At 58.8% G+C, this 18,495-nt stretch carries 19 protein-coding genes and 3 pseudogenes; 17 read left to right on the forward strand and 5 right to left on the reverse strand.

The window, feature by feature from the left end; translation table 11 throughout:
* Position 1: 1 nt before the first annotated feature.
* The gene (locus AC07O1_RS20630) at positions 2-1,159 is read left to right on the forward strand and encodes a phospholipase D-like domain-containing protein (RefSeq protein ID WP_494992759.1); all 1,158 of its coding nucleotides are present in this window, start codon (positions 2-4) and stop codon (positions 1,157-1,159) included.
* Between the two features lie 54 nt (positions 1,160-1,213).
* Here AC07O1_RS20630 and bglX read toward each other — a convergent pair whose 3' ends face one another.
* Positions 1,214-3,505, reverse strand: a complete 2,292-nt coding sequence (bglX, locus tag AC07O1_RS20635; protein ID WP_495024696.1) for a beta-glucosidase BglX — start codon at positions 3,503-3,505, stop codon at positions 1,214-1,216.
* A 225-nt stretch (positions 3,506-3,730) separates the two neighbouring features.
* Between bglX and AC07O1_RS20640 the strand changes: the two are divergent.
* The 4 genes and pseudogenes from AC07O1_RS20640 to AC07O1_RS20655 form a co-directional block, all read left to right on the forward strand.
* Positions 3,731-3,944, forward strand: a pseudogene (locus tag AC07O1_RS20640) (LemA family protein); the annotation flags it as partial.
* Between the two features lie 45 nt (positions 3,945-3,989).
* Positions 3,990-4,607 (forward strand): TPM domain-containing protein, encoded by a 618-nt coding sequence (locus tag AC07O1_RS20645; RefSeq protein ID WP_495089946.1) that lies wholly within the window; start codon positions 3,990-3,992, stop codon positions 4,605-4,607.
* 135 nt (positions 4,608-4,742) lie between these two features.
* On the forward strand, positions 4,743-5,045 hold the full coding sequence (locus AC07O1_RS20650; protein WP_495089947.1) for a LuxR C-terminal-related transcriptional regulator: 303 nt from the start codon (positions 4,743-4,745) through the stop codon (positions 5,043-5,045).
* Complete coding sequence (locus tag AC07O1_RS20655) at positions 5,032-5,391, forward strand: putative holin (RefSeq protein ID WP_494992763.1); 360 nt, start codon at positions 5,032-5,034, stop codon at positions 5,389-5,391. The genes AC07O1_RS20650 and AC07O1_RS20655 overlap by 14 nt, the downstream gene beginning before the upstream one ends.
* A 4-nt stretch (positions 5,392-5,395) precedes the next feature.
* Here the strand turns inward: AC07O1_RS20655 and AC07O1_RS20660 are convergent, their stop codons facing one another.
* Positions 5,396-5,830 (reverse strand): helix-turn-helix domain-containing protein, encoded by a 435-nt coding sequence (locus AC07O1_RS20660; RefSeq protein WP_495089948.1) that lies wholly within the window; start codon positions 5,828-5,830, stop codon positions 5,396-5,398.
* 298 nt (positions 5,831-6,128) lie between these two features.
* On the opposite strand from AC07O1_RS20660, the gene AC07O1_RS20665 reads away from it, so the two are divergent.
* From AC07O1_RS20665 to AC07O1_RS20675, 3 genes are all read left to right on the forward strand, one after another.
* Positions 6,129-6,413 carry an Ogr/Delta-like zinc finger protein gene (locus AC07O1_RS20665; RefSeq protein ID WP_495089949.1) on the forward strand — a complete coding sequence of 95 codons (285 nt, stop codon included), beginning with the start codon at positions 6,129-6,131 and terminating at the stop codon, positions 6,411-6,413.
* The gene (locus tag AC07O1_RS20670) at positions 6,410-6,772 is read left to right on the forward strand and encodes a hypothetical protein (RefSeq protein WP_495024428.1); all 363 of its coding nucleotides are present in this window, start codon (positions 6,410-6,412) and stop codon (positions 6,770-6,772) included. The genes AC07O1_RS20665 and AC07O1_RS20670 overlap by 4 nt, the downstream gene beginning before the upstream one ends.
* 129 nt (positions 6,773-6,901) lie before the next feature.
* On the forward strand, positions 6,902-8,119 hold the full coding sequence (locus AC07O1_RS20675) for a class I SAM-dependent methyltransferase (protein ID WP_494994489.1): 1,218 nt from the start codon (positions 6,902-6,904) through the stop codon (positions 8,117-8,119).
* Here the strand turns inward: AC07O1_RS20675 and AC07O1_RS20680 are convergent.
* Positions 8,112-9,032, reverse strand: a complete 921-nt coding sequence (locus AC07O1_RS20680) for a DMT family transporter (protein WP_494994490.1) — start codon at positions 9,030-9,032, stop codon at positions 8,112-8,114. The two genes, AC07O1_RS20675 and AC07O1_RS20680, sit on opposite strands and share 8 nt — an antisense overlap.
* A 245-nt stretch (positions 9,033-9,277) precedes the next feature.
* Here AC07O1_RS20680 and AC07O1_RS20685 point away from each other — a divergent pair, with 245 nt between their 5' ends.
* The 3 genes from AC07O1_RS20685 to AC07O1_RS20695 all read left to right on the forward strand — a co-directional run bounded on the left by AC07O1_RS20685 (position 9,278) and on the right by AC07O1_RS20695 (position 10,690).
* Positions 9,278-9,859: a DJ-1/PfpI family protein gene (locus AC07O1_RS20685; RefSeq protein WP_494994491.1), complete on the forward strand. Its 582-nt coding sequence runs from the start codon at positions 9,278-9,280 to the stop codon at positions 9,857-9,859.
* A 12-nt stretch (positions 9,860-9,871) separates the two neighbouring features.
* A complete protein-coding gene (locus AC07O1_RS20690; RefSeq protein ID WP_495011557.1) occupies positions 9,872-10,177 on the forward strand; it encodes a ribbon-helix-helix domain-containing protein in 306 nt (101 codons plus the stop codon).
* Positions 10,178-10,345: 168 nt separating this feature from the next.
* Complete coding sequence (locus tag AC07O1_RS20695; protein ID WP_494994493.1) at positions 10,346-10,690, forward strand: YegP family protein; 345 nt, start codon at positions 10,346-10,348, stop codon at positions 10,688-10,690.
* A gap of 47 nt (positions 10,691-10,737) precedes the next feature.
* Here the strand turns inward: AC07O1_RS20695 and AC07O1_RS20700 are convergent, their stop codons facing one another.
* Both AC07O1_RS20700 and AC07O1_RS20705 read right to left on the reverse strand, forming a co-directional pair.
* Positions 10,738-11,757 (reverse strand): DUF4917 family protein, encoded by a 1,020-nt coding sequence (locus tag AC07O1_RS20700; RefSeq protein WP_495011558.1) that lies wholly within the window; start codon positions 11,755-11,757, stop codon positions 10,738-10,740.
* Between the two features lie 151 nt (positions 11,758-11,908).
* On the reverse strand, positions 11,909-13,090 hold the full coding sequence (locus AC07O1_RS20705; protein WP_495089950.1) for an MFS transporter: 1,182 nt from the start codon (positions 13,088-13,090) through the stop codon (positions 11,909-11,911).
* 156 nt (positions 13,091-13,246) lie between these two features.
* On the opposite strand from AC07O1_RS20705, the gene AC07O1_RS20710 reads away from it, so the two are divergent.
* The 6 genes and pseudogenes from AC07O1_RS20710 to AC07O1_RS20735 all read left to right on the forward strand — a co-directional run.
* Positions 13,247-14,158 (forward strand): LysR family transcriptional regulator, encoded by a 912-nt coding sequence (locus AC07O1_RS20710; protein ID WP_495089951.1) that lies wholly within the window; start codon positions 13,247-13,249, stop codon positions 14,156-14,158.
* Positions 14,159-14,314: 156 nt separating this feature from the next.
* Complete coding sequence (locus AC07O1_RS20715) at positions 14,315-15,508, forward strand: CaiB/BaiF CoA transferase family protein (RefSeq protein ID WP_494994496.1); 1,194 nt, start codon at positions 14,315-14,317, stop codon at positions 15,506-15,508.
* A complete protein-coding gene (locus AC07O1_RS20720) occupies positions 15,505-16,446 on the forward strand; it encodes a hydroxymethylglutaryl-CoA lyase (RefSeq protein WP_495089952.1) in 942 nt (313 codons plus the stop codon). Before AC07O1_RS20715 ends, AC07O1_RS20720 begins: the two co-directional genes overlap by 4 nt.
* Before the next feature lie 61 nt (positions 16,447-16,507).
* Positions 16,508-17,848 carry an MFS transporter gene (locus AC07O1_RS20725; RefSeq protein ID WP_495089953.1) on the forward strand — a complete coding sequence of 447 codons (1,341 nt, stop codon included), beginning with the start codon at positions 16,508-16,510 and terminating at the stop codon, positions 17,846-17,848.
* A 15-nt stretch (positions 17,849-17,863) separates the two neighbouring features.
* Positions 17,864-17,965, forward strand: a pseudogene (locus AC07O1_RS20730) (LysR family transcriptional regulator); the annotation flags it as partial.
* 181 nt (positions 17,966-18,146) lie between these two features.
* A pseudogene (locus AC07O1_RS20735) lies at positions 18,147-18,495 on the forward strand (LysE family transporter); the annotation flags it as partial.

The following is an 18,495-nucleotide window of genomic DNA, read 5'->3' on the forward strand; positions in this document are numbered from 1 at the left end:
CATGAGCGGCGCGGTATTCCCCTGGCGCGAAGGCAATCGCTTCGAACTGCTGATCGACGGGCCGGGTTTCTTCCCGCGCATGTTGGTGGCGATTGCGCGGGCCGAGCGCCAGGTGGAGCTTGAGTTGTACCTGGTGGAGGCCGGAGCCTGCGCCGAAGCCATGGTCCAGTCGCTGGTGCAGGCGGCCGAACGTGGCGTTCGCGTGCGCTGCCTGTTCGATGACTACGGGAGTCTGGCCTTCACCTTGAGTTTGCGCAGCCGATTGATGGAGGCCGGTGTCGAGCTATGTTTCTACAATCGGTTGAGCTGGCGACACTGGGTGCGCAATTTTTACCGCGATCACCGCAAGCTGCTGTTGGTCGATCAAAGCCTGGCAGTGGTGGGTGGCACGGGTGTCACCGATGAGTTCTGGACCCCGGGCGAGGACACCAGCGAATGGCATGAGGTAATGGTGGAAATCGTCGGCCCGTTGGTGCTCGACTGGCAGATGCTGTTCGACCGTCAATGGGTCGCCAACCGTCATCGCCGGGCCTGGAAACCTGCCTCGAACTTCGGCCTGCAACGGCTGCCCCGTGTGCCGGCGATCGCTCCGGGCATGGGGCGGGTGGCTTATGCCGACGCCCGTCAGCATCGGGACATCCTGCAATCGCTGGTACGCGCCTTGAACAGCGGGCAGCGCCGCATCTGGCTGGCGACGCCGTACTTCCTGCCGACCTGGAAAGTTCGCCGCTCGTTGCGCAGAGCCGCAGCGCGCGGTATCGATGTGCGCCTGCTGCTCACCGGGCCGCGAACCGATCACCCCTCAGTGCGTTACGCCGGGCATCGCTACTACCCGCGTCTGCTCAGGGCTGGCGTGAAGATCTTCGAGTATCAGCCGTGCTTCCTGCACCTGAAAATGGTCTTGATCGACGACTGGGTGAGCATCGGTTCGTGCAACTTCGATCACTGGACTTTGCGTTTCAATCTGGAAGCCAATCTGGAGGCGCTCGATCTTGAGCTGACGCGTGCGGTGGCGGCGAGTTTTGAGGCGGACTTTGCCCAGAGCCAGGCTGTCAGCCTTGAGGCGTGGAGAAACCGGCCGTTGTGGCGACGGGTCAAACAGCGAGTTTGGGGTTGGGTGGATCGCTTGGTCGTGAATCTGCTGGATCGGCGGGGGTGACCACATGATCGTTCCCACGCGGAGCGTGGGAACGATCCAAGGCCTGTCGCGGTTTTACAACAACTCGAAACTCTGTTCTTTTACGTCCTGGGAATCCAGGCCGATCTGCACGTTGAATTTGCCTGGCTCGGCCGCGAATTTCAGCTGGGTGTTGTAGAACTTCAAGTCGTTCTCTTCGATGCTGAAGTGCACGACTTTCTCTTCGCCAGCCTTGAGCATCACTTTCTGGAAGTTCTTCAGCTCCTTGACCGGACGGATCATCGAGCCGGTGACATCCTGGATATACAGCTGCACCACGGTTTCGCCATCGCGCTTGCCGGTGTTTTTAACTTTCACACTGGCGTCGAGCTTGCCGGTCTTGTTCAAGGTAGTGGCCGACAGCGCCATATCGGACAGGCTGAAGTCGGTGTAGCTCAAACCGTAACCGAACGGGTACAGGGGGCCGGTGATGTCGTCGAAGTACTGTGAGGTGTAGTTGCCTGGCTTGCCGGGAGTGAACGGACGGCCGATGCTCAGGTGGTTGTAGTAAGTCGGGATCTGCCCCACCGAACGCGGGAAGCTGATCGGCAACTTGCCGGACGGGTTGTAGTCGCCGAACAGCACGTCGGCAATCGCATTGCCGCCCTCGGTGCCGGCGAACCAGGTTTCGAGGATCGCATCGGCCTGTTCCTTCTCATCGAGAATGGTCAGCGGGCGGCCGTTCATCAACACCAGCACCAGCGGTTTGCCGGTGGCTTTGAGGGCCTTGATCAGCTCGCGCTGGCTGGCCGGGATGTTCAGGTCGGTGCGGCTCGAAGACTCGTGGGACATGCCGCGGGACTCGCCGACCGCAGCCACAACCACATCGGCCTGCTGCGCGGCTTTGACCGCTTCATCGATCATTACCGCTGCCGAGCGCGGATCGTCGACCACTTCCGGGGCATCGAAGTTGAGGAAGTTCAGGTAACCGACGACCTTCTGGTCAGACGTGATGTTGGCGCCACGGGCGTAGATCAGCGTCGATTGATTGCCAAGCGCGCGGGTCATGCCGTCGAACAGGGTCACTGACTGGGCCGGCACGCCAGCGGCGGCCCAACTGCCCATCATGTCGATCGGCGCTTTGGCGAGCGGGCCGACCAGTGCGATTTTGGCGGTCTTTTTCAGCGGCAGGGTTTCACCCTGATTTTTCAGCAGCACCAGGCTGCGGCGGGCCACGTCGCGGGCTTCGCTGCGGTGCAGGCGGCTTTCGGCATTGGTGTCGGCCGGATCGTCTTCGGCCTTGCCGATACGCAGGTACGGGTCTTTGAACAGGCCCATGTCGTACTTGGCGGCCAACACTTCACGCACCGCGTTATCGATATCGCTCTGGGCAATCTCTCCGGACTTCAGCAGCCCCGGCAGTTCCTGGCCATACAACGTGTCGTTCATGCTCATGTCGATGCCGGCCTTGATCGCCAGCTTCGCGGCTTGGCGACCGTCGCGGGCGACGCCATGTTTGATCAGCTCGAAAATCGCCCCGTGGTCGCTGACCGCCAGGCCCTTGAAGCCCCACTCTTTGCGCAACAGGTCCTGCATCAGCCACATATTGGCGGTGGCGGGGACGCCGTTGATCGAGTTCAGGGCGACCATCACTCCGCCGGCGCCGGCATCGATGGCCGCGCGGTAGGGTGGCAGGTAGTCCTGGTACATCTTGACCGGGCTCATGTCCACGGTGTTGTAGTCGCGACCGCCCTCGACCGCGCCGTACAAGGCAAAGTGTTTGACGCTGGCCATGATGCTGTCCGCTGCGCTCGGGCTAGCGCCCTGGAAGGCCTTGACCATGACTTTGGCAATGCGCGACACCAGGTAGGTGTCTTCACCGAAACCTTCTGAGGTGCGGCCCCAGCGTGGGTCGCGGGAGATGTCGACCATCGGCGCGAAGGTAATGTCGAGACTGTCGGCACTGGCTTCTTTGGCGGCGATGCGCCCGCTCAGGCCAATCGCGTCCATGTCCCAGCTCGAGGCCAGGGCCAGGCTGATCGGGAAGATCGTCCGGTGACCGTGGATCACGTCATAGGCGAAGAACATCGGGATCTTCAGCCGGCTGCGCATCGCCGCGTCCTGCATCGGACGGTTTTCCGGACGGGTAATCGAGTTGAACGTGCCGCCGATGCGCCCGGCAGCGATTTCCTTGCGGATCATCTCGCGGGGCATTTCCGGGCCGATGCTGATCAGGCGCAACTGGCCGATCTTTTCATCGAGGGTCATTTGCTTCATCAGGTTGGCGATGAAGGCGTCCTTGTTCTCAATGGGTGCGGGATTTGTGTCGGCCAATACAGAGTGACTGGCCAGACTGATAACAAGGCCCAGCAAACACAACTTCTTCATGAATATTATTCTCGCTGGCTTATAAGCAGTCGCAGTTGAAACGCGCTGGATAGCCAAAATTTAGGGAGCGACTATTGTTGTTCGGATAAATGCAGCACACTTCTGAACGCTTTTTCGCGCAGGGCATCTTTTAGCTGATTGGCTCGATGCAATCCAGTGGTGGCAGTAGATTATGCCCCAAGAGCTCGATGTAAAGGGTCGCTAGTTCCATTCCATAGGGTTGTGCAAGGGCGTGTCACCTCGATCCAGGTCGAAGCCAGCATTCTGGACGACCCGGAAAAATTCAAGCAGTTCCAGCAGGCTCAGGACCAGTTGAGCGGCGCCCTCAGCCGTTTGATGGCGGTTTCCGAGCGCTATCCGGACCTCAAAGGCCAACCAGAACTTTCTGGCCCTGCAATCGCAAATTGAAGGCACCGAAAACCGCATCAGCGTGGCGCGACTTCATCCTCGCGGTACTAAAAATAATGAATGAGTATTCGAAGACATGGCGTTACTGAGTGAATACGAACAGCGCAAGGTCGCCGAAGCGATTGCGCGGGTCGAGCAATACACCGATGCCGAACTGGTCACCGTTCTCGCTGCCCGGGCCGACGACTATGCCTATATTCCGCTGCTCTGGGCCAGCCTGCTGGCGCTGATCGTGCCGGGCGTCGTGCACTACCTGTCCGGCTGGATGAACATGCATACGTTGCTGCTGGTGCAGTGGGTCAGCTTTATCATTCTCTGCCTGCTGTTCCGGATCCCCAGGATTACCACCCACTTGATCCCGCGCTCGGTACGCCATTGGCGCGCCTCGAACCTGGCGCGTCGGCAGTTCCTCGAACAGAACCTGCATCACACCGTCGGCAGCACCGGCATGCTGATTTTTGTTTGCGAGGCGGAGCGTTATGTCGAAATCCTGGTGGACGAGGGCATTTCCAAACGCCTGGACAACAAATGCTGGGATGCCATCGTCGCCGTCTTTACCCAGCAAGTGAAACAGGGCCAGACCTTGCAGGGGTTCATCACCTGTATCGAAGCCTGCGGTGAACTGCTCAAGGTGCATGTGCCGGTGACCCATGTGCGCAATGAATTGCCAAATAGGTTGGTGATTCTCAGGTAGGCCTCTGCCCCCGGATTTGTCCCTTGCGGCGCTACAACCTCGGTGCGTTGCCGGGGGCCAGGCGTGTATCCAATATCTCTCTCTATTGATGAACGCTCTGCACACAGGCGTTCGGCTATAGAGGGAATTTGCATCATGTCATACCGTCAAGCGGATGATCCCGTCGTCTGCCGTGGTCTGCCTTATGGGGCCGATAAAAACACTCCTGTCAGGCTGACGCCTAAAGAAACGCAAGTTCTGCAATGGAGTTTTCAAGGGAAAACCTCTTGGGAAATCGCACGGATTCAGAGTTGCTCAGAAGCCACGATCAACTTTCATTTCTCCAATATTCGCCGCAAGTTCGCGGTCAGCTCGCGCAGCGCGGCAGTGCTCAAGGCCATCGAACTGGGGATTATCTCCATGGGAAGCATCGAACGAGAGGCCCATGAGCATGACTGATTCGACCTACAGCAGCATCAGCGGACTGTTACTTGGGTTGGGCGTTGCAGCGACACTGCCGCCGATCGATGGCGAAGCACTGTTTGGAGCGGCCCTTGGGGCCTGGTTAGTCACCACCACCCGGAAAAACCTCAAGGCTTGGCAGCGTATAGGTTCATTGTTGTTGTCCGCTGGCGTCGGCTACCTGTTCACCCCGGTGACGTTGCCACTCGCCCCTTTCCTGACCAGTGGTGTCGCTGCATTCCTGTGCGCATTGATGGTCATACCGATCAGCATCAAAGCGATGCAGTGGGTTGACGGCGCCAATCTCGGAGAGATTATCCGGCGTCTTAAAGGGGGGAAGTGAACCTCTATGACTTTTGCGAGTCGAGCGAGTATTGGAGAGTCGACAGGGTAGAAGTGATTTCTGCAAGTTTGAGTTCCAGATCCCGCAGACGCCTTTTCTCTTCCAGTGCACTCTGTATGGCGGACTGATCGTCTTCGTTCAACTGCCGCCACAACGCGAGAATTGTATTTTCCCGCGTGGTGCCTTCTTGAGAAACGTCAGTGGCGTTGGTTTCCACGTGCCGCTGTATCGGCCCTTCGCCAAGCAACAGCCAGTCAAGGGAAATGCCGCGAGTTTGTGCGATGTCTATGCATATTGCGTATGGCGTGCTGTCACGTCCTTTCCAGCTGCTGAGGGTTTGAGGGCTGATTTTCAACGCTGAAGATAAAGCTGCATCGGTGCTCGTGCCGGTGATCAGTTTTAATCGAGTGAGAACAGCTTGTGATTTTTTGCTACGCAATTTGAGCCTCTTCCTTTTGACTTATTCGTTTTGAGTGCCTAATTTATGCGTAATGAGTATGTTTTTATATGTGTAATCAACCATCAACTATGAATCAGACGAACTTAATGTTGAAACTTCCTAATAGTATCAGGGAAATTTCCCGCAGCCGTTACGCATACCAACTACGCGCCTGCCAGTTTCATTTCCTTTTGTCTGGCGAACGTTATCCGCAGGGCCGGGCTGGATCGGTCAATGCTTTAAATAGTATTGCGTTTGATCCAGTTGATTGCCACCAACTAACGAACGAGAGTCACGTATGAGTACCTACAAAATGGTTTGCCCGCACTGTTTGAATCGGATGCGCATTCGAACCAGCGAAGGCAGACATATTTTCCTGCGTGTGGCGTACCTGCAATGTACGTCGGAGGCATGCGGCTGGTCAGTTCGGGCAGAGTTCGAGATGACCCATGAGCTTTCCCCGAGCGGAATGCCCAACCCGGCCGTCAGGTTGCCGTGCGCAGGGCCCGATCTGCGTCGGGCAGCAAGGCCCGTGGAGGTGAGCAGGCCGCCGGCGGAAAAAGAAATGGGGTCGTCAGCATGAGCGGCATTGGCGAGAGCCTGGAGCTGAATGCGGAGCTGTTGGCCACGGCCCAGGCATTTTTGACCCGTCATGAGCGCGATGACCTCACCGACGATCAAGTGCTGTTCTGCCGTGCGGTGAAACACTTGCAGGGATTGAACGTGCCGATGCATCTGGCGGAAAAACTGGTTAGCCATGCCTATGGAACGCTGAAATCCATCAATGACCGCCGACGTCTGGATATCGCCGCCAGCTCGGAAACCGTGGCTGTGGTCACTGACCCGGCCAGCGGCCTCACCTGGGCGGTGCCGGTGGGGCTGATCGTCAAGCACATCATCAATTCCCCGGCCAGTCGTCGGCTGCGACTGGTTGATCCCTAGTGGCCTGTTGTATTCGGGGTCTGGATTGCGCGATCCGGGCCCGTCTGAAAATAACTCCGTGCCCTCAAACCCCATCCCCCCTAAAATACGCTCCAATTCCCGATCTGCACCGCCCGAGGCGCTTTTTACATGTCAGTCACCGCAACTCCCGCCAGCCTCGTGCCGGATCATCACGCGCAGTTCTTGAATCTGCTGGACACAAGTCTCGCGCAGAATTCTTTTATCAAACTGGTACTGGCCAAGTACGTCGGTGCCGAGGTGGATCTGCAACGGTTGATCATCAAGCAACTGACCGTGAAGGAACAGCCGTGCCTGTCCTTCGTCTACCGCTACAAGACTCGCGACATCACCAGGAATTTCTCGTTGGCCGACGGTGTGGCAGCGATTGCCGACCTGTTGCCGGAGTCGTTCAAGAACGCACACTTGCTGTCGCTGACCGACGAGGTGCAGCTCGAATACAGTAAAAAGGGCAAAAGTTCGCTGTTCAGGGGCAAAACTCAACAGCAGCGTGAAGTGCCGTCTGCGGAGCACAATCGCGAGAAGAACCGTTTCCTGGAGTTGAGCCGACCATTCCTGGCTGACCTGGGCGTGACCAACAAGCAGCACGAGCTGATCCCGGCGATGTCGCGCAAGTGGAAGCAGATCAACAAGTTCATCGAGGTGTTCAGCCATGCCCTGACGTCCTCACCACTGGCGCTGGATCAGCCGGTGCGGGTCGCGGACTTCGGTTCGGGCAAGGGCTATCTGACCTTCGCCATCCATGACTACCTGCGCAACACCTTGCAGGCCGAAGGGCTGGTGACCGGCGTCGAGTTGCGCGAGGACATGGTGACCTTGTGCAACAACGCCGCGGCGCGGCTGGAGCATCCCGGGCTGACCTTCCAGCACGGTGATGTGCGCACGTTTGCCCCAACCGCGATCGACGTGATGATCGCGCTGCACGCCTGCGACATCGCCACCGATTACGCCATCCACATGGGCATCCGCTCCGGTGCGGCGATCATCATGTGCTCGCCGTGCTGCCATAAGCAGATCCGCTTGCAAATCCAGAGCCCGGCGTTGCTCAAGCCGATGCTGCAATACGGGTTGCACATGGGGCAGCAGGCCGAGATGGTCACCGACAGTCTGCGGGCGTTGTTCCTCGAAGCCTGTGGTTACGAGACCAAGGTCTTCGAGTTCATCTCGCTGGAGCACACCAACAAGAACAAGATGATTCTGGCGGTCAAGCGTGCCGAGCCGGTCGACCCGGCTCAGCTGCTGGTGAGGATTCAGGAGCTCAAAGCCTTCTACAACATCAGCGAACACTGCCTGGAAACGCTGTTGCAGGCCGACGGGCTTCTTATTTAAAGGACTTGAGCGTAATCCCTGACGGCAATGTGCCTGGCTGAGCCGGGCGCACGCTGGTCTTGCGTCCGAGCATCACGGTGACGATCACACCCACGGCGAACAGCCAGGTAATCGGTTCGATGTGCTCGCCGAAGAACAGCGCCGAAAAGGCGATGGTGAAGAAAATCTGCAGCAGCTGGATCTGACTGACCCGCGCAATGCCGCCCATGGCCAGCCCGGCGTACCAGGCGAAAAAGCCAATGAACTGCGAGAACATCGACACATAACCGAACGCCCACCAGGTCTTGCTGGAAATTTCTCCCTGATGTTGCAACGCAAGGTAGGTCACCGGCCCGATCAGCAGCGGCGTCGACAGCACCAAGGCCCAGCAGATCACCTGCCAGCCCCCCATCTCCTTGGCCAACCGGCCACCTTCGGCATAGCCCAACCCACCGACAGCAATCGCTGCGAGCATCAGCAAATCACCCGCCTGAATACTGCCGGCACCGCTGATCAAGGCGTAACTCAAAACCAGCAAGCTACCCAGCGCCGCACAGGCCCAGAAGGCTTTTGACGGCCGCTCATGGGACAACCACGCGGCATACAGCGCCACGCAGAGCGGCTGTAAACCATTGACTAGCGCGCCATGGGACGCCGGCAACGTTTGCATCGCCCAGGCCGACAGCACCGGGAACCCCAGAATCACTCCGGCGATCACCAGGCTCAGGCCTTTGATCTGTTTCCAGGTTGGCCATTTTTCCCGACGCCAGAGCAACAACAGCGCCGCCGGAATCGCTGCAAACAACGCACGACCGAGGCCGTTGAGCAGTGGGTGGATTTCCTGCACAACGATCCGTGTGAACGGCAGGGTCAGGCTGAAGATGATGACGCCGAGCAGGCCCAGGGCCATGCCGGTGTTTTCGCGCGAAGACATAACGGGAACCAGAATCGAGAGTGGCGGAAGAGGCTTTCATCTAGCCATAAACCCCGGGTTTACGCTCTTACAGCTGGGCGCAGAGTTATCCGTACAGTTCAGCATTGCTACCTGGAAAACCACAGCCCCTCGCCACAAAAAGCCTTTTGCTTGTGCGTAGTAGCTGGTTATTACCTGCTGAGCTGATTAAGGACTACTTTGAATACTCTTGTTGCCCATGTGTTTCTGCGAGAGGAGTCATTTCCATGGCCGCTAAAAAAATTCTGATGCTGGTCGGCGATTACGTCGAAGACTACGAAGTGATGGTGCCGTTTCAGGCGCTGCTGATGGTCGGCCACACCGTGCATGCGGTGTGTCCTGATAAAACCGCCGGGCAAACCGTACGTACGGCAATCCACGATTTCGAAGGCGATCAGACCTACAGCGAAAAGCCGGGGCATCTGTTTGCGCTGAACTTCGACTTCGCCAAGGTCGATGCGGCGGATTACGACGCGCTGCTGGTGCCCGGTGGCCGTGCCCCGGAATACCTGCGCTTGAACGAAAAGGTCCTGCAGTTGGTGCAAGCCTTCGATAAGGCCGGCAAACCGATTGCAGCAGTCTGCCATGGCGCGCAATTGCTGGCGGCGGCGGGCATTCTTGAAGGCCGCGAGTGCAGCGCTTACCCGGCCTGTGCCCCGGAAGTGCGCCTGGCCGGCGGTACGTTTATCGATATTCCGGTGACGGAAGGTCATGTTCAGGGCAATCTGGTGACGGCCCCGGCCTGGCCGGCGCATCCGGGCTGGCTGGCGGGTTTCCTCGGCTTGCTGGGCACCAGGATCACCTTGTAGGAGACAGATCGTATGTGCGAGCTCTACGTCAAAGCCGATCCGATTCTCTACGAATCACGCTCCCGCTCGCTGCGCATTTGCGGGGTGGTGACCACCTTGCGCCTGGAAAACCAGTTCTGGGACATCCTCGGCGAAATCGCCGAGGTCGATGGCATGAGCACCAATCAACTGATCGCCAAACTGTATGAAGAGGTGATGGACTACCGCGGTGAAGTGGTGAATTTCGCCTCGTTCCTGCGGGTCAGTTGCACGCGGTATCTGGCTCAGCGGCGCACGGTGACACCCGTGTTGAGCATGGTACGCACGGCGGTGAAGTAGAGCCGGTTTTTGGATAGCCCCTGGCCTCATTGCGATGCGCATGTATCAGGCGACCAAACGCTTGGTCAGAATAACCTTCCAGGAAGTCCGCGGCGATATTGGCGAAACACTGGGCGCGGTCTTTACTCTGATGCGCAGCAATCCTTATCAGTCGACAGGAGTAGCGTCATGTCTGGATGGTACGAGTTGAGCAAAAGCAGTAATGGTCAGTTCCGCTTTGTCCTTAAAGCGGCCAACGCCGAAATCATTCTTACCAGTGAGCTGTACACCACCCATAGTGCAGCCGAGAGTGGCATCGCCTCGGTTCAGGCTAATAGCCCGCTTGCGGAACGCTACGAGAAAAAAGCCACCAAGGATGGTCATCCGTATTTCAATCTCACGGCCGCCAACCACCAGATCATCGGTAGCGGTGAGGCCTACTCCTCCGATGCAGCGCGCGACAAAGGCATTGCCAGCGTCAAGGCCAACGGGCCGAGCACAGTGGTGAAGGACAAAACCCTGCCAGTGCTTTGACCTGATCGCCGATTGTTCCCACGCGGGCGTGGGAACAATCGGCGTTTTTAGCGTTCGACCGGCACCGACAGCTGTGGACTGCCCAGCCCATGGCTCTTGGAATCAAAAAACCGCAGCGTCACATCCATGCCCTCGAACAACGTTGTGTAATGGCGCTTCTGATGCTGGATGAACGCCTTACTGCGCGGGTAGATCGAGACGGCGATGGTCTTGAGTTTCGCCTGGCGCAAGGCGTGGACGATATGGCTGTCTTGTTCGCCGAGGCTGTGGCCGAAGATGCACAGGGCGCCCTCATGGGTCAGCAACTGTTCGTAGCAGAAGGACAGGTAGTCCGAACTGCGGATGGTCTTGAGCTTGTCCTGGGTGGTGCCTTCGCTGATGAACAGCGGCACATCATCCAGGGTCTTGATGGTGTTGTTGATGGCGAAACTGCCCAGCAGGGTGCCTGCAGTCGAGGTCAGCTTGCGTGCGGTGCCGTCCGAATTTCTCACCAGATGCAGGCCTCCATGCAGGTAGAGAATGCGCGCCGAATCAGTCCGGGAATTGCTCAAATCGAAGCTTGAGTCAGCGCCTTGAAACAGGTCCGTGATGACCGGTGAATCATGCATGATCGCCCAATAGTTGAGCAGGTCGTAATTGGTGGTGAATACCGTTGGGTAGCTGCCCAGCTCTTGATTGATCTTCGCCAGGCTCGAGGCCTGCATCAGGCGCCAGGGAATGTGCACCGCATGCACGGTGTTGATCAGTGCTTCCTTGATCGCGTAATAGCGATTGCGCGGCGACGCCGAGCTGATGGCCAGTGCCTTGTTGACCCGACTGGTGGTCTTCAAGGCGCTCAGTACCTGCTCGAAAATGCGCGTGCCCATGGCCTCGAAGACACTCAGCTCGGACTGGCTCAGGGGTTTTTCTTCGACGGTTCGGGCGTTCTCGAACAACGAGTCATAGCCGAAGTCGTCCCACACCGCGCGGCTTGCGCCGTTACCTACCAGCAGGCCGGTGAACGAGGTGGTTGCGCGCAACGCATTCCAGTCTTCAAGTTCGGCATCAAATTCCTGGAAATCCATCATCGCGTTCGTCGTCTCAAGGCTGAAGGTGTGCAGGGCGCAGACTTTATCACGACCGGGTGTTGAGCCAGCTCAACATACCGCTCGACAGATCCGTCGATCCTGTAGGCGCCCATTGAATCGGTATTAGCGGTTCAGCAGTAAACGCGGTGCGTCATACGACGCTTTGTTCGTTGAGTTGCGGGCGGGGAATGAGCCGCACGCAGAACATCGCGCCCAGGGCCAGCAGCGTGCACAACAGCGCCAATGGCCAGGCCTGTTGGCTCACCAGCAGGCTGGCAATTGCACCGACAAGGGCCGCCATGAGTTGGTGGATAAAGCCGCTCAAGGCCATGGCATAGGCACCACTGACGGGCGAGCCGTCGTTGGCCAGGGACAGGCTGATGGGGTAATTCAGAGATTGGCCGAACGCCGCGAAACAGTAGGGCAGCCAGAACAATACGGCCAGCGTGGTCCCGGGCAGACTGCCGAAAAGCATGGTCGCACTGCCCGCCACTATCAGCGCCACTCCCCAACTCATCAATCTCCACTGACCTGTGCGCAGCACGAACTTATTGACCGCCACTGCGCCGAGAAAATAGGCGGCGCTGATCGGCCATCCCAAGAGCCCGTATTCAATGGCTGACCAGTTGAATGGACCTTGCAGTATCAGTGGCGCTCCAGTGTTGAAGGCGATGATCACCCCATAACCGAGGCCACCGGCGAGCGCCGGAAGCAGAAAAGCCCGATGGTAGAGAATGCGCGAATAGCTTTGCCAGCTTGAGTACTTGTGTTCTCGCTTGGGTAACGCAGGAAAAGCAATTCGCGACACAACCCATCCCATCAACAGACTCGCGCCGCCCAGCACATGGGAGATGGCCTGCCAGCCGAAAACTGCTTGCAATACCGAACCCAGGTATTGGCCGATGCCCAAGGCAATGACAAAGGAAATCGATATCCAGGAGAGTGCCTTGGCCAACAGGTTACCGCTGAAACTGTCGCGTATCAGTACCCGTGCCATGACCGAAATGCCGCTGGCGCCAATACCCTGGACCAGACGCAACGCAAGAAACGACTCGATGGTCGTGCCCACAGGCAGGAAGATATTACCCACCGCATAAATGCCCAGCGCCGCGAGCAACACGGGCTTACGGCCAACACGCTCACCAAGGCTACCCCAGAACAACATGGGCATCGCCATACCGATCAGATACGCCGCCATACCCCATGAAACCTGTGAGGCGCCGGCGGACAGCTCCCGGGCAATCTCAGGCAGAGCTGGTAAGTAAATACTCATGCCCAACTGAGCCATAAACACCGTGCAGCAGGTGATCAGTAAGGTGGTTCTGCTTTTCATTGAATTCCTTGTCTATTCAGTAGCGGAGATCCCGGCCGTGATTCTGTAGCAAACCACCTGCAGTTCACAGAGTGCTTTGAACATTGTCAGTCCCTTGGGGATCAAAAAGAGCGATATGCTGCGGTCTCCGCCTGAGCCGATATTGCCGAGCCTTCGATGCTGCAAAAAAGCCTGATACGTCGTGTGGATCTGGTCACACTGCAATTGTTCGTTGCCGTCCACGAAGAGGGTACGTTGACCCGTGCCGCCGCTCGTGAGGCGATTGCGGTGTCGGCGGCGAGCAAGCGCTTGATGGAACTGGAGGAGGCGCTGGGTATCAGTTTGTTCGTGCGCCAGGCCAAGGGCATGAGCCTGACGGCGGCCGGTGAAACCCTGCTGCACCATGCGCGGCAGATGCTGTTCAACCTTGAGAAAATGGGCCTCGAACTCGGTGAGCACAGCCATGGCGTGCGCGGTTATGTGCGGATGCTGGCCAATCTCTCGGCGATCATCGAGTTCTTGCCCGAAGACCTGCGGGATTTTTCCGAACGTCATCCGCAAGTCAAAACCGATCTCGAAGAACGCCCCAGTAACGGGGTGATTCAGGGGGTGCTGGATGGCGTGGCGGACCTCGGCATCTGTTCCAGTGACAGCGATATCAAAGGCCTGCACAGCGCGCCTTACCGGCGTGACAAACTGGTGGTGCTGATGCGCCCGGATCATCCGTTGGCCATTGAGCACGAATTGGCATTTGCCGACACGCTGGACAGCGATTATGTCGGTCTGCACGCCGCCAGTTCGATCAACATGCGCACTCATGCGGCAGCGCGCAAGGCGGGCAAAGTGCTGCGCCTGCGGATTCATGTGCCCGGGTTTGATGCCATGTGCCGTATGGTCCAGGCCAACATGGGTATCGGCATTTTGCCGCTGCGTGCCTATGAACTGTTTGGTCGGGCACTGGGCTTGCACGCGGTACCGCTCAGTGACGAGTGGTCCGAACGCATGCTGATTCTGGTGGTGCGCGATGAAGCGGCGCTTTCGCCGGTGAGCCAGTTGTTGTTTGAGTGTTTGCGCGGGGAGCAAGGCTGAGTTGATCGTTCCCACGCAGAGCGTGGGAACGATCTTTCTGACCTCTTCCGATCAACCCTTCGCGTTTCGCGAACGCTCGTTGCCAACTGAAGGTTGGATTCCAGTGGCATCGCTCCTCTAGCCTTGGCACACATTCCAAGAATAAGAGGTACCCCCATGACTGCCCCTCTGAGTGGCATCAAGGTAATCGAGATCGGCACACTGATTGCCGCGCCGTTCGCCGCACGCGTGCTGGCCGAGTTCGGTGCCGAGGTGATCAAGATCGAATCCATCGGCCAGGGCGACCCGCTTCGCAAGTGGCGAAAGCTGCACGAAGGCACGTCCCTGTGGTGGTACCTGCAATCGCGGAACAAAAAATCCCTGGCCCTGAATCTGAAATCCCCCGAAGGCATTGAACTGGTCAAGCAACTCGCCAGCAGCGCCGACGTATTGATCGAAAACCTGCGCCCCGGTGCCCTGGAAAAACTCGGGCTGGGCTGGGACGTGCTGCATGCCCTCAATCCGAACCTGACGCTGGTACGCATTTCCGGTTATGGCCAGACCGGCCCGTATCGCGACCGCCCCGGTTTTGGCGCCATCGGCGAGGCCATGGGCGGCATTCGCTACACCACCGGCACCCCGGGTTCGCCGCCGGCGCGGGTCGGTGTCAGTCTCGGTGATTCGCTGGCGTCGCTGCATGCCGTAATCGGTGCTTTGATGTCGTTGTTGCGGGTCAAGACCGGGCAGGGCGAAGGGCAGGTGGTCGATGTGTCCCTGGCCGAAAGCGTGTTCAATCTGATGGAAAGCCTGGTGCCGGAATACGACATGCTCGGCCACGTCCGCGAGCGTAGCGGCGGTGCCTTGCCGGGTATTGCACCGTCGAACACCTACTTGACCGCCGACGGCGCCTACGTGGTGATCGCCGGCAATAGCGACCCGATCTACAAGCGTTTGATGGAAGTTATTGGCCGTATCGACCTGGCCGAAGCACCGGAGTTTGCCCATAACGATGGGCGCGCCGCCAAGAGTGGATTGCTCGATGCTGCGATCACACACTGGACCAGCAGCCTGCCGATCGAGCAAGTGCTGGCCATATTGCAGGAGGCCGAAGTTCCCGCCGGACGCATCTACTCGGTGGCCGACATCGTTGCCGACCCGCACTATCAGGCGCGGGACATGCTGCTCAGTGCACAACTGCCCGGCGGCGCCACGGTGAAGATGCCCGGTATCGTACCCAAGTTGTCCGAGACGCCGGGCAGTGTGAACTGGTCGGGGCCGAGTCTGGGTCAGCATACCGACGGGATTCTGGCTGAGCTGGGCCTCTCGGGTCTGGACATAGAACGACTGAAAGCCGAAGGGGTGGTGCAATGATTCGCGACCTCTGCGAGACCTTGATCGTTCAGGAGGTCTCCCCCCGAGACGGCTTGCAGATCGAGCCGACCTGGGTCGAAACTGCCGACAAAATAGCGCTGATCAATCAGCTGTCACTGGCTGGTTTCAGCCGGATCGAAGCCGGTTCATTCGTTTCGCCCAAAGCCATTCCAGCCCTGCGCGACGGTGAGCAAGTATTCCAGGGCATTACCCGGCAGCCGGGTGTGATCTACGTCGCGCTGATCCCCAACCTCAAAGGCGCGCAACGGGCGCTGGAGTCTGCGGCCGATGAGCTGAACCTGGTGATGTCCGCCAGCCAGACCCACAACCTGGCGAACATGCGCATGAGTTGCGAGCGCTCGTTGGCAGCGTTCGGCGAGGTGATCGAGTTCGTCAGCGGTTCATCGGTGAGGCTCAACGCGAGTATCGCCACCACCTTCGGTTGCCCGTTCGAAGGCAAGGTCGATGAAGACCGTGTGCTGCAGATCGTCGACGCGTATCTGGAACTGGGCATGCAAGGCATCACCCTGGCCGACACTACCGGCATGGCCAATCCGCGACAGGTCGAGCGGTTGCTGCAGCGGGTATTGCAGCGCCTGCCGGCGGCCGATCTGACCCTGCATTTCCACAACACCCGCGGTCTTGGCTTGTGCAACGTGCTGGCCGCCTATGAGGCCGGCGCTCGCCGTTTTGATGCGGCGCTGGGCGGGCTCGGCGGTTGTCCATTTGCGCCGGGTGCATCGGGGAATATTTGCACCGAAGACCTGGTCAACCTGTGCGATGAAATGGGTATCCATACCGGTATCGATCTACCGCACCTGTTACAGATGTCCCGACGCTTGCCGGCGCTGCTTGGCCATGAATTGCCGGGCCAGGTGGCCAAAGCCGGACGCAACTGTGACCTGCATCCGGCGCCGGATTACCTGGCAACGCTTTAGCACCTGAACCAGACAACAAAAACAATCGGACACCCAAGGGAAGTCCGCCTGGAGAAACACGATGAGCCTTAATGTCCTGGAGGCGGGCGCGAGCCCGGCCGCTACACACGATGCCGAAAAAAACCTGGTCAGCAAAGTCGCCTGGCGACTGATGCCGTTGATCATGGTCTGCTACCTGTTTGCGTTTTTCGACCGCATCAACATCAGCTTCGCCAAGTTCCAGTTGCAGGCTGATTTGAGCCTGAGCGACACCGCCTATGGCTTGGGTGCCGGGCTGTTTGTGGTCGGTTACGTGATCTTCGAAGTGCCGAGCAACATGATGCTCTACAAGGTCGGTGCCCGCCGCTGGATTGCGCGGATAATGATGTCCTGGGGGCTGGCCACTGCCGCCATGGTCTTCGTCAGCAGCGAATGGCAGTTCTATGCCTTGCGCTTCGTCATCGGTGCGATGGAAGCCGGTTTCGCACCTGGCGTGCTGTATTACCTGACGCTGTGGTTCCCGCAACACTACCGCGGGCGCATCACCTCGATGCTGTTTCTGGCCTCGGCTTTTGCCGGGTTGGTGGGGGCGCCGTTCTCCGGCCTGGTACTGGAGCATCTGGACGGTGTCATGCACATGCGGGGCTGGCACTGGTTGTTCCTGCTGGGTGGTTTGCCGTGCATCGGACTTGGTTGCATGGTGCTGACCCTGCTCAAGGATCGCATCGAAGACGCTCACTGGCTGACCCCGGCAGAGAAAACCCTGCTCTCGAGCCGCGTTGCCCAACATGAGCCGCACAAGGGCGGCAGTTCATTGCTGGCGGCGTTGCGTATTCCGGGCTTTCTGACCTTGGGCCTGATCTACTTCCTGATCCAGATCGCGTCCTATGGCCTGAACTTCTGGGCGCCGCAATTGATCCGCAGCGCCGGCACCCAGAGCCCGGTGATAATCGGTTTGCTGACGGCCATCCCTTATGTGTGTGGCGCCATCAGCATGGTAGTGATCGGGCGCTTGTCCGATGCCACCGGCGAGCGGCGCAAGTTCGTCAGCGGGTTGGTAGCGCTCGGCGCGGTGGGGTTCTTCTGTGCGGGAATCTTTGCCGACCACACCACGTTCCTGATTGTCGCTCTGAGCTTGTTGGGCGCGGGCATCATCGCCTCGATCCCGACCTTCTGGACCCTGCCGCCGAAACTGCTGGCCGGTGCAGGCGCCGGTGCGGCGGGCGGGATCGCGGTGATCAACACCCTCGGACAGTTCGGCGGTATCGTCAGCCCGGTCATGGTCGGGCGGATCAAGGACCTGACCGGCAGCACCACACCCGCGCTGTACGTCATCGGCGTTGCCGCGCTCATCGCTGCTGCACTGCTGTTGTGGGGATTGCCGCAGAAACTGCGCACGCTGGACAAGCTTCAGGAGGATTGAAGACCCTGAAAGACCCCCTCATTCACCTTCGTCCGCGCCTGGCATAATCGCCGCGGCGGTGATCAGGCATTGAACTGGTTGAATGGGCAGATTGAGAAAGTGGTAGGGCGGGGCTGAATTTTTTTGCGGATTTATGAGCGCTTGCCGGACGGTATCCCGCAGTCCATCTTGCTGCGATAAACTTCGGCCCGTTCGCCCGCCGATTGGGGGGGATTGCCCTTGATGAGAAACCCTTGATGACATCCTCGTTGCTCTTGGCCGTACTTGCTTGCGGTTTCATCTACGGCATCACCCCGGGGCCATTCGCGCCCGTCGCAGTGGCGCCCAAACGCCTCAAGGGCCTGCGCGGCAACCGTTCCGGCACGGCATCATGTCTGGTCTGACCAACCCCAAAGCCTATCCGGCGGCTGTTGCGACACCCCGAGTTGTTGAACTGGTCGATGCTGCCCTGGCTAATCTTCTTGAGTTTCGTTGGCGGGATCGCTGCATACGCTATTCTCATCGCAGTTGTCGGCGCGCGGCAGGTGCGTACGGTGTACCAACGGCATGAGCTGGCGATCACCCGGATTTGCGGGGTGATGTTCATCGGCTTTGCCGTCAATGCCTTGCTGCATGCAGTGCCAGGATTGTTGGCGAACAAGGCTTGA

The organism is Pseudomonas sp. GW821-FHT07G10, assembly GCF_059418545.1.

Excerpts from the sequence above, each read along its gene's own strand:
- AC07O1_RS20700 (WP_495011558.1), bottom strand. The coding sequence starts at position 11,757 with ATGATGGATTTCCAGGAATTTGATGCCGAACTTGAAGACTGGAATGCG.
- AC07O1_RS20715 (WP_494994496.1), top strand. The coding sequence starts at position 14,315 with ATGACTGCCCCTCTGAGTGGCATCAAGGTAATCGAGATCGGCACACTG.
- AC07O1_RS20685 (WP_494994491.1), top strand. The coding sequence starts at position 9,278 with ATGGCCGCTAAAAAAATTCTGATGCTGGTCGGCGATTACGTCGAAGAC.
- AC07O1_RS20680 (WP_494994490.1), bottom strand. The coding sequence starts at position 9,032 with ATGTCTTCGCGCGAAAACACCGGCATGGCCCTGGGCCTGCTCGGCGTC.
- AC07O1_RS20655 (WP_494992763.1), top strand. The coding sequence starts at position 5,032 with ATGAGCATGACTGATTCGACCTACAGCAGCATCAGCGGACTGTTACTT.
- AC07O1_RS20690 (WP_495011557.1), top strand. The coding sequence starts at position 9,872 with ATGTGCGAGCTCTACGTCAAAGCCGATCCGATTCTCTACGAATCACGC.
- AC07O1_RS20650 (WP_495089947.1), top strand. The coding sequence starts at position 4,743 with ATGTCATACCGTCAAGCGGATGATCCCGTCGTCTGCCGTGGTCTGCCT.
- AC07O1_RS20705 (WP_495089950.1), bottom strand. The coding sequence starts at position 13,090 with ATGAAAAGCAGAACCACCTTACTGATCACCTGCTGCACGGTGTTTATG.
- AC07O1_RS20630 (WP_494992759.1), top strand. The coding sequence starts at position 2 with ATGAGCGGCGCGGTATTCCCCTGGCGCGAAGGCAATCGCTTCGAACTG.
- AC07O1_RS20665 (WP_495089949.1), top strand. The coding sequence starts at position 6,129 with ATGAGTACCTACAAAATGGTTTGCCCGCACTGTTTGAATCGGATGCGC.
- AC07O1_RS20675 (WP_494994489.1), top strand. The coding sequence starts at position 6,902 with ATGTCAGTCACCGCAACTCCCGCCAGCCTCGTGCCGGATCATCACGCG.
- AC07O1_RS20710 (WP_495089951.1), top strand. The coding sequence starts at position 13,247 with ATGCTGCAAAAAAGCCTGATACGTCGTGTGGATCTGGTCACACTGCAA.
- AC07O1_RS20670 (WP_495024428.1), top strand. The coding sequence starts at position 6,410 with ATGAGCGGCATTGGCGAGAGCCTGGAGCTGAATGCGGAGCTGTTGGCC.
- AC07O1_RS20725 (WP_495089953.1), top strand. The coding sequence starts at position 16,508 with ATGAGCCTTAATGTCCTGGAGGCGGGCGCGAGCCCGGCCGCTACACAC.
- AC07O1_RS20645 (WP_495089946.1), top strand. The coding sequence starts at position 3,990 with ATGGCGTTACTGAGTGAATACGAACAGCGCAAGGTCGCCGAAGCGATT.
- bglX (WP_495024696.1), bottom strand. The coding sequence starts at position 3,505 with ATGAAGAAGTTGTGTTTGCTGGGCCTTGTTATCAGTCTGGCCAGTCAC.
- AC07O1_RS20695 (WP_494994493.1), top strand. The coding sequence starts at position 10,346 with ATGTCTGGATGGTACGAGTTGAGCAAAAGCAGTAATGGTCAGTTCCGC.
- AC07O1_RS20720 (WP_495089952.1), top strand. The coding sequence starts at position 15,505 with ATGATTCGCGACCTCTGCGAGACCTTGATCGTTCAGGAGGTCTCCCCC.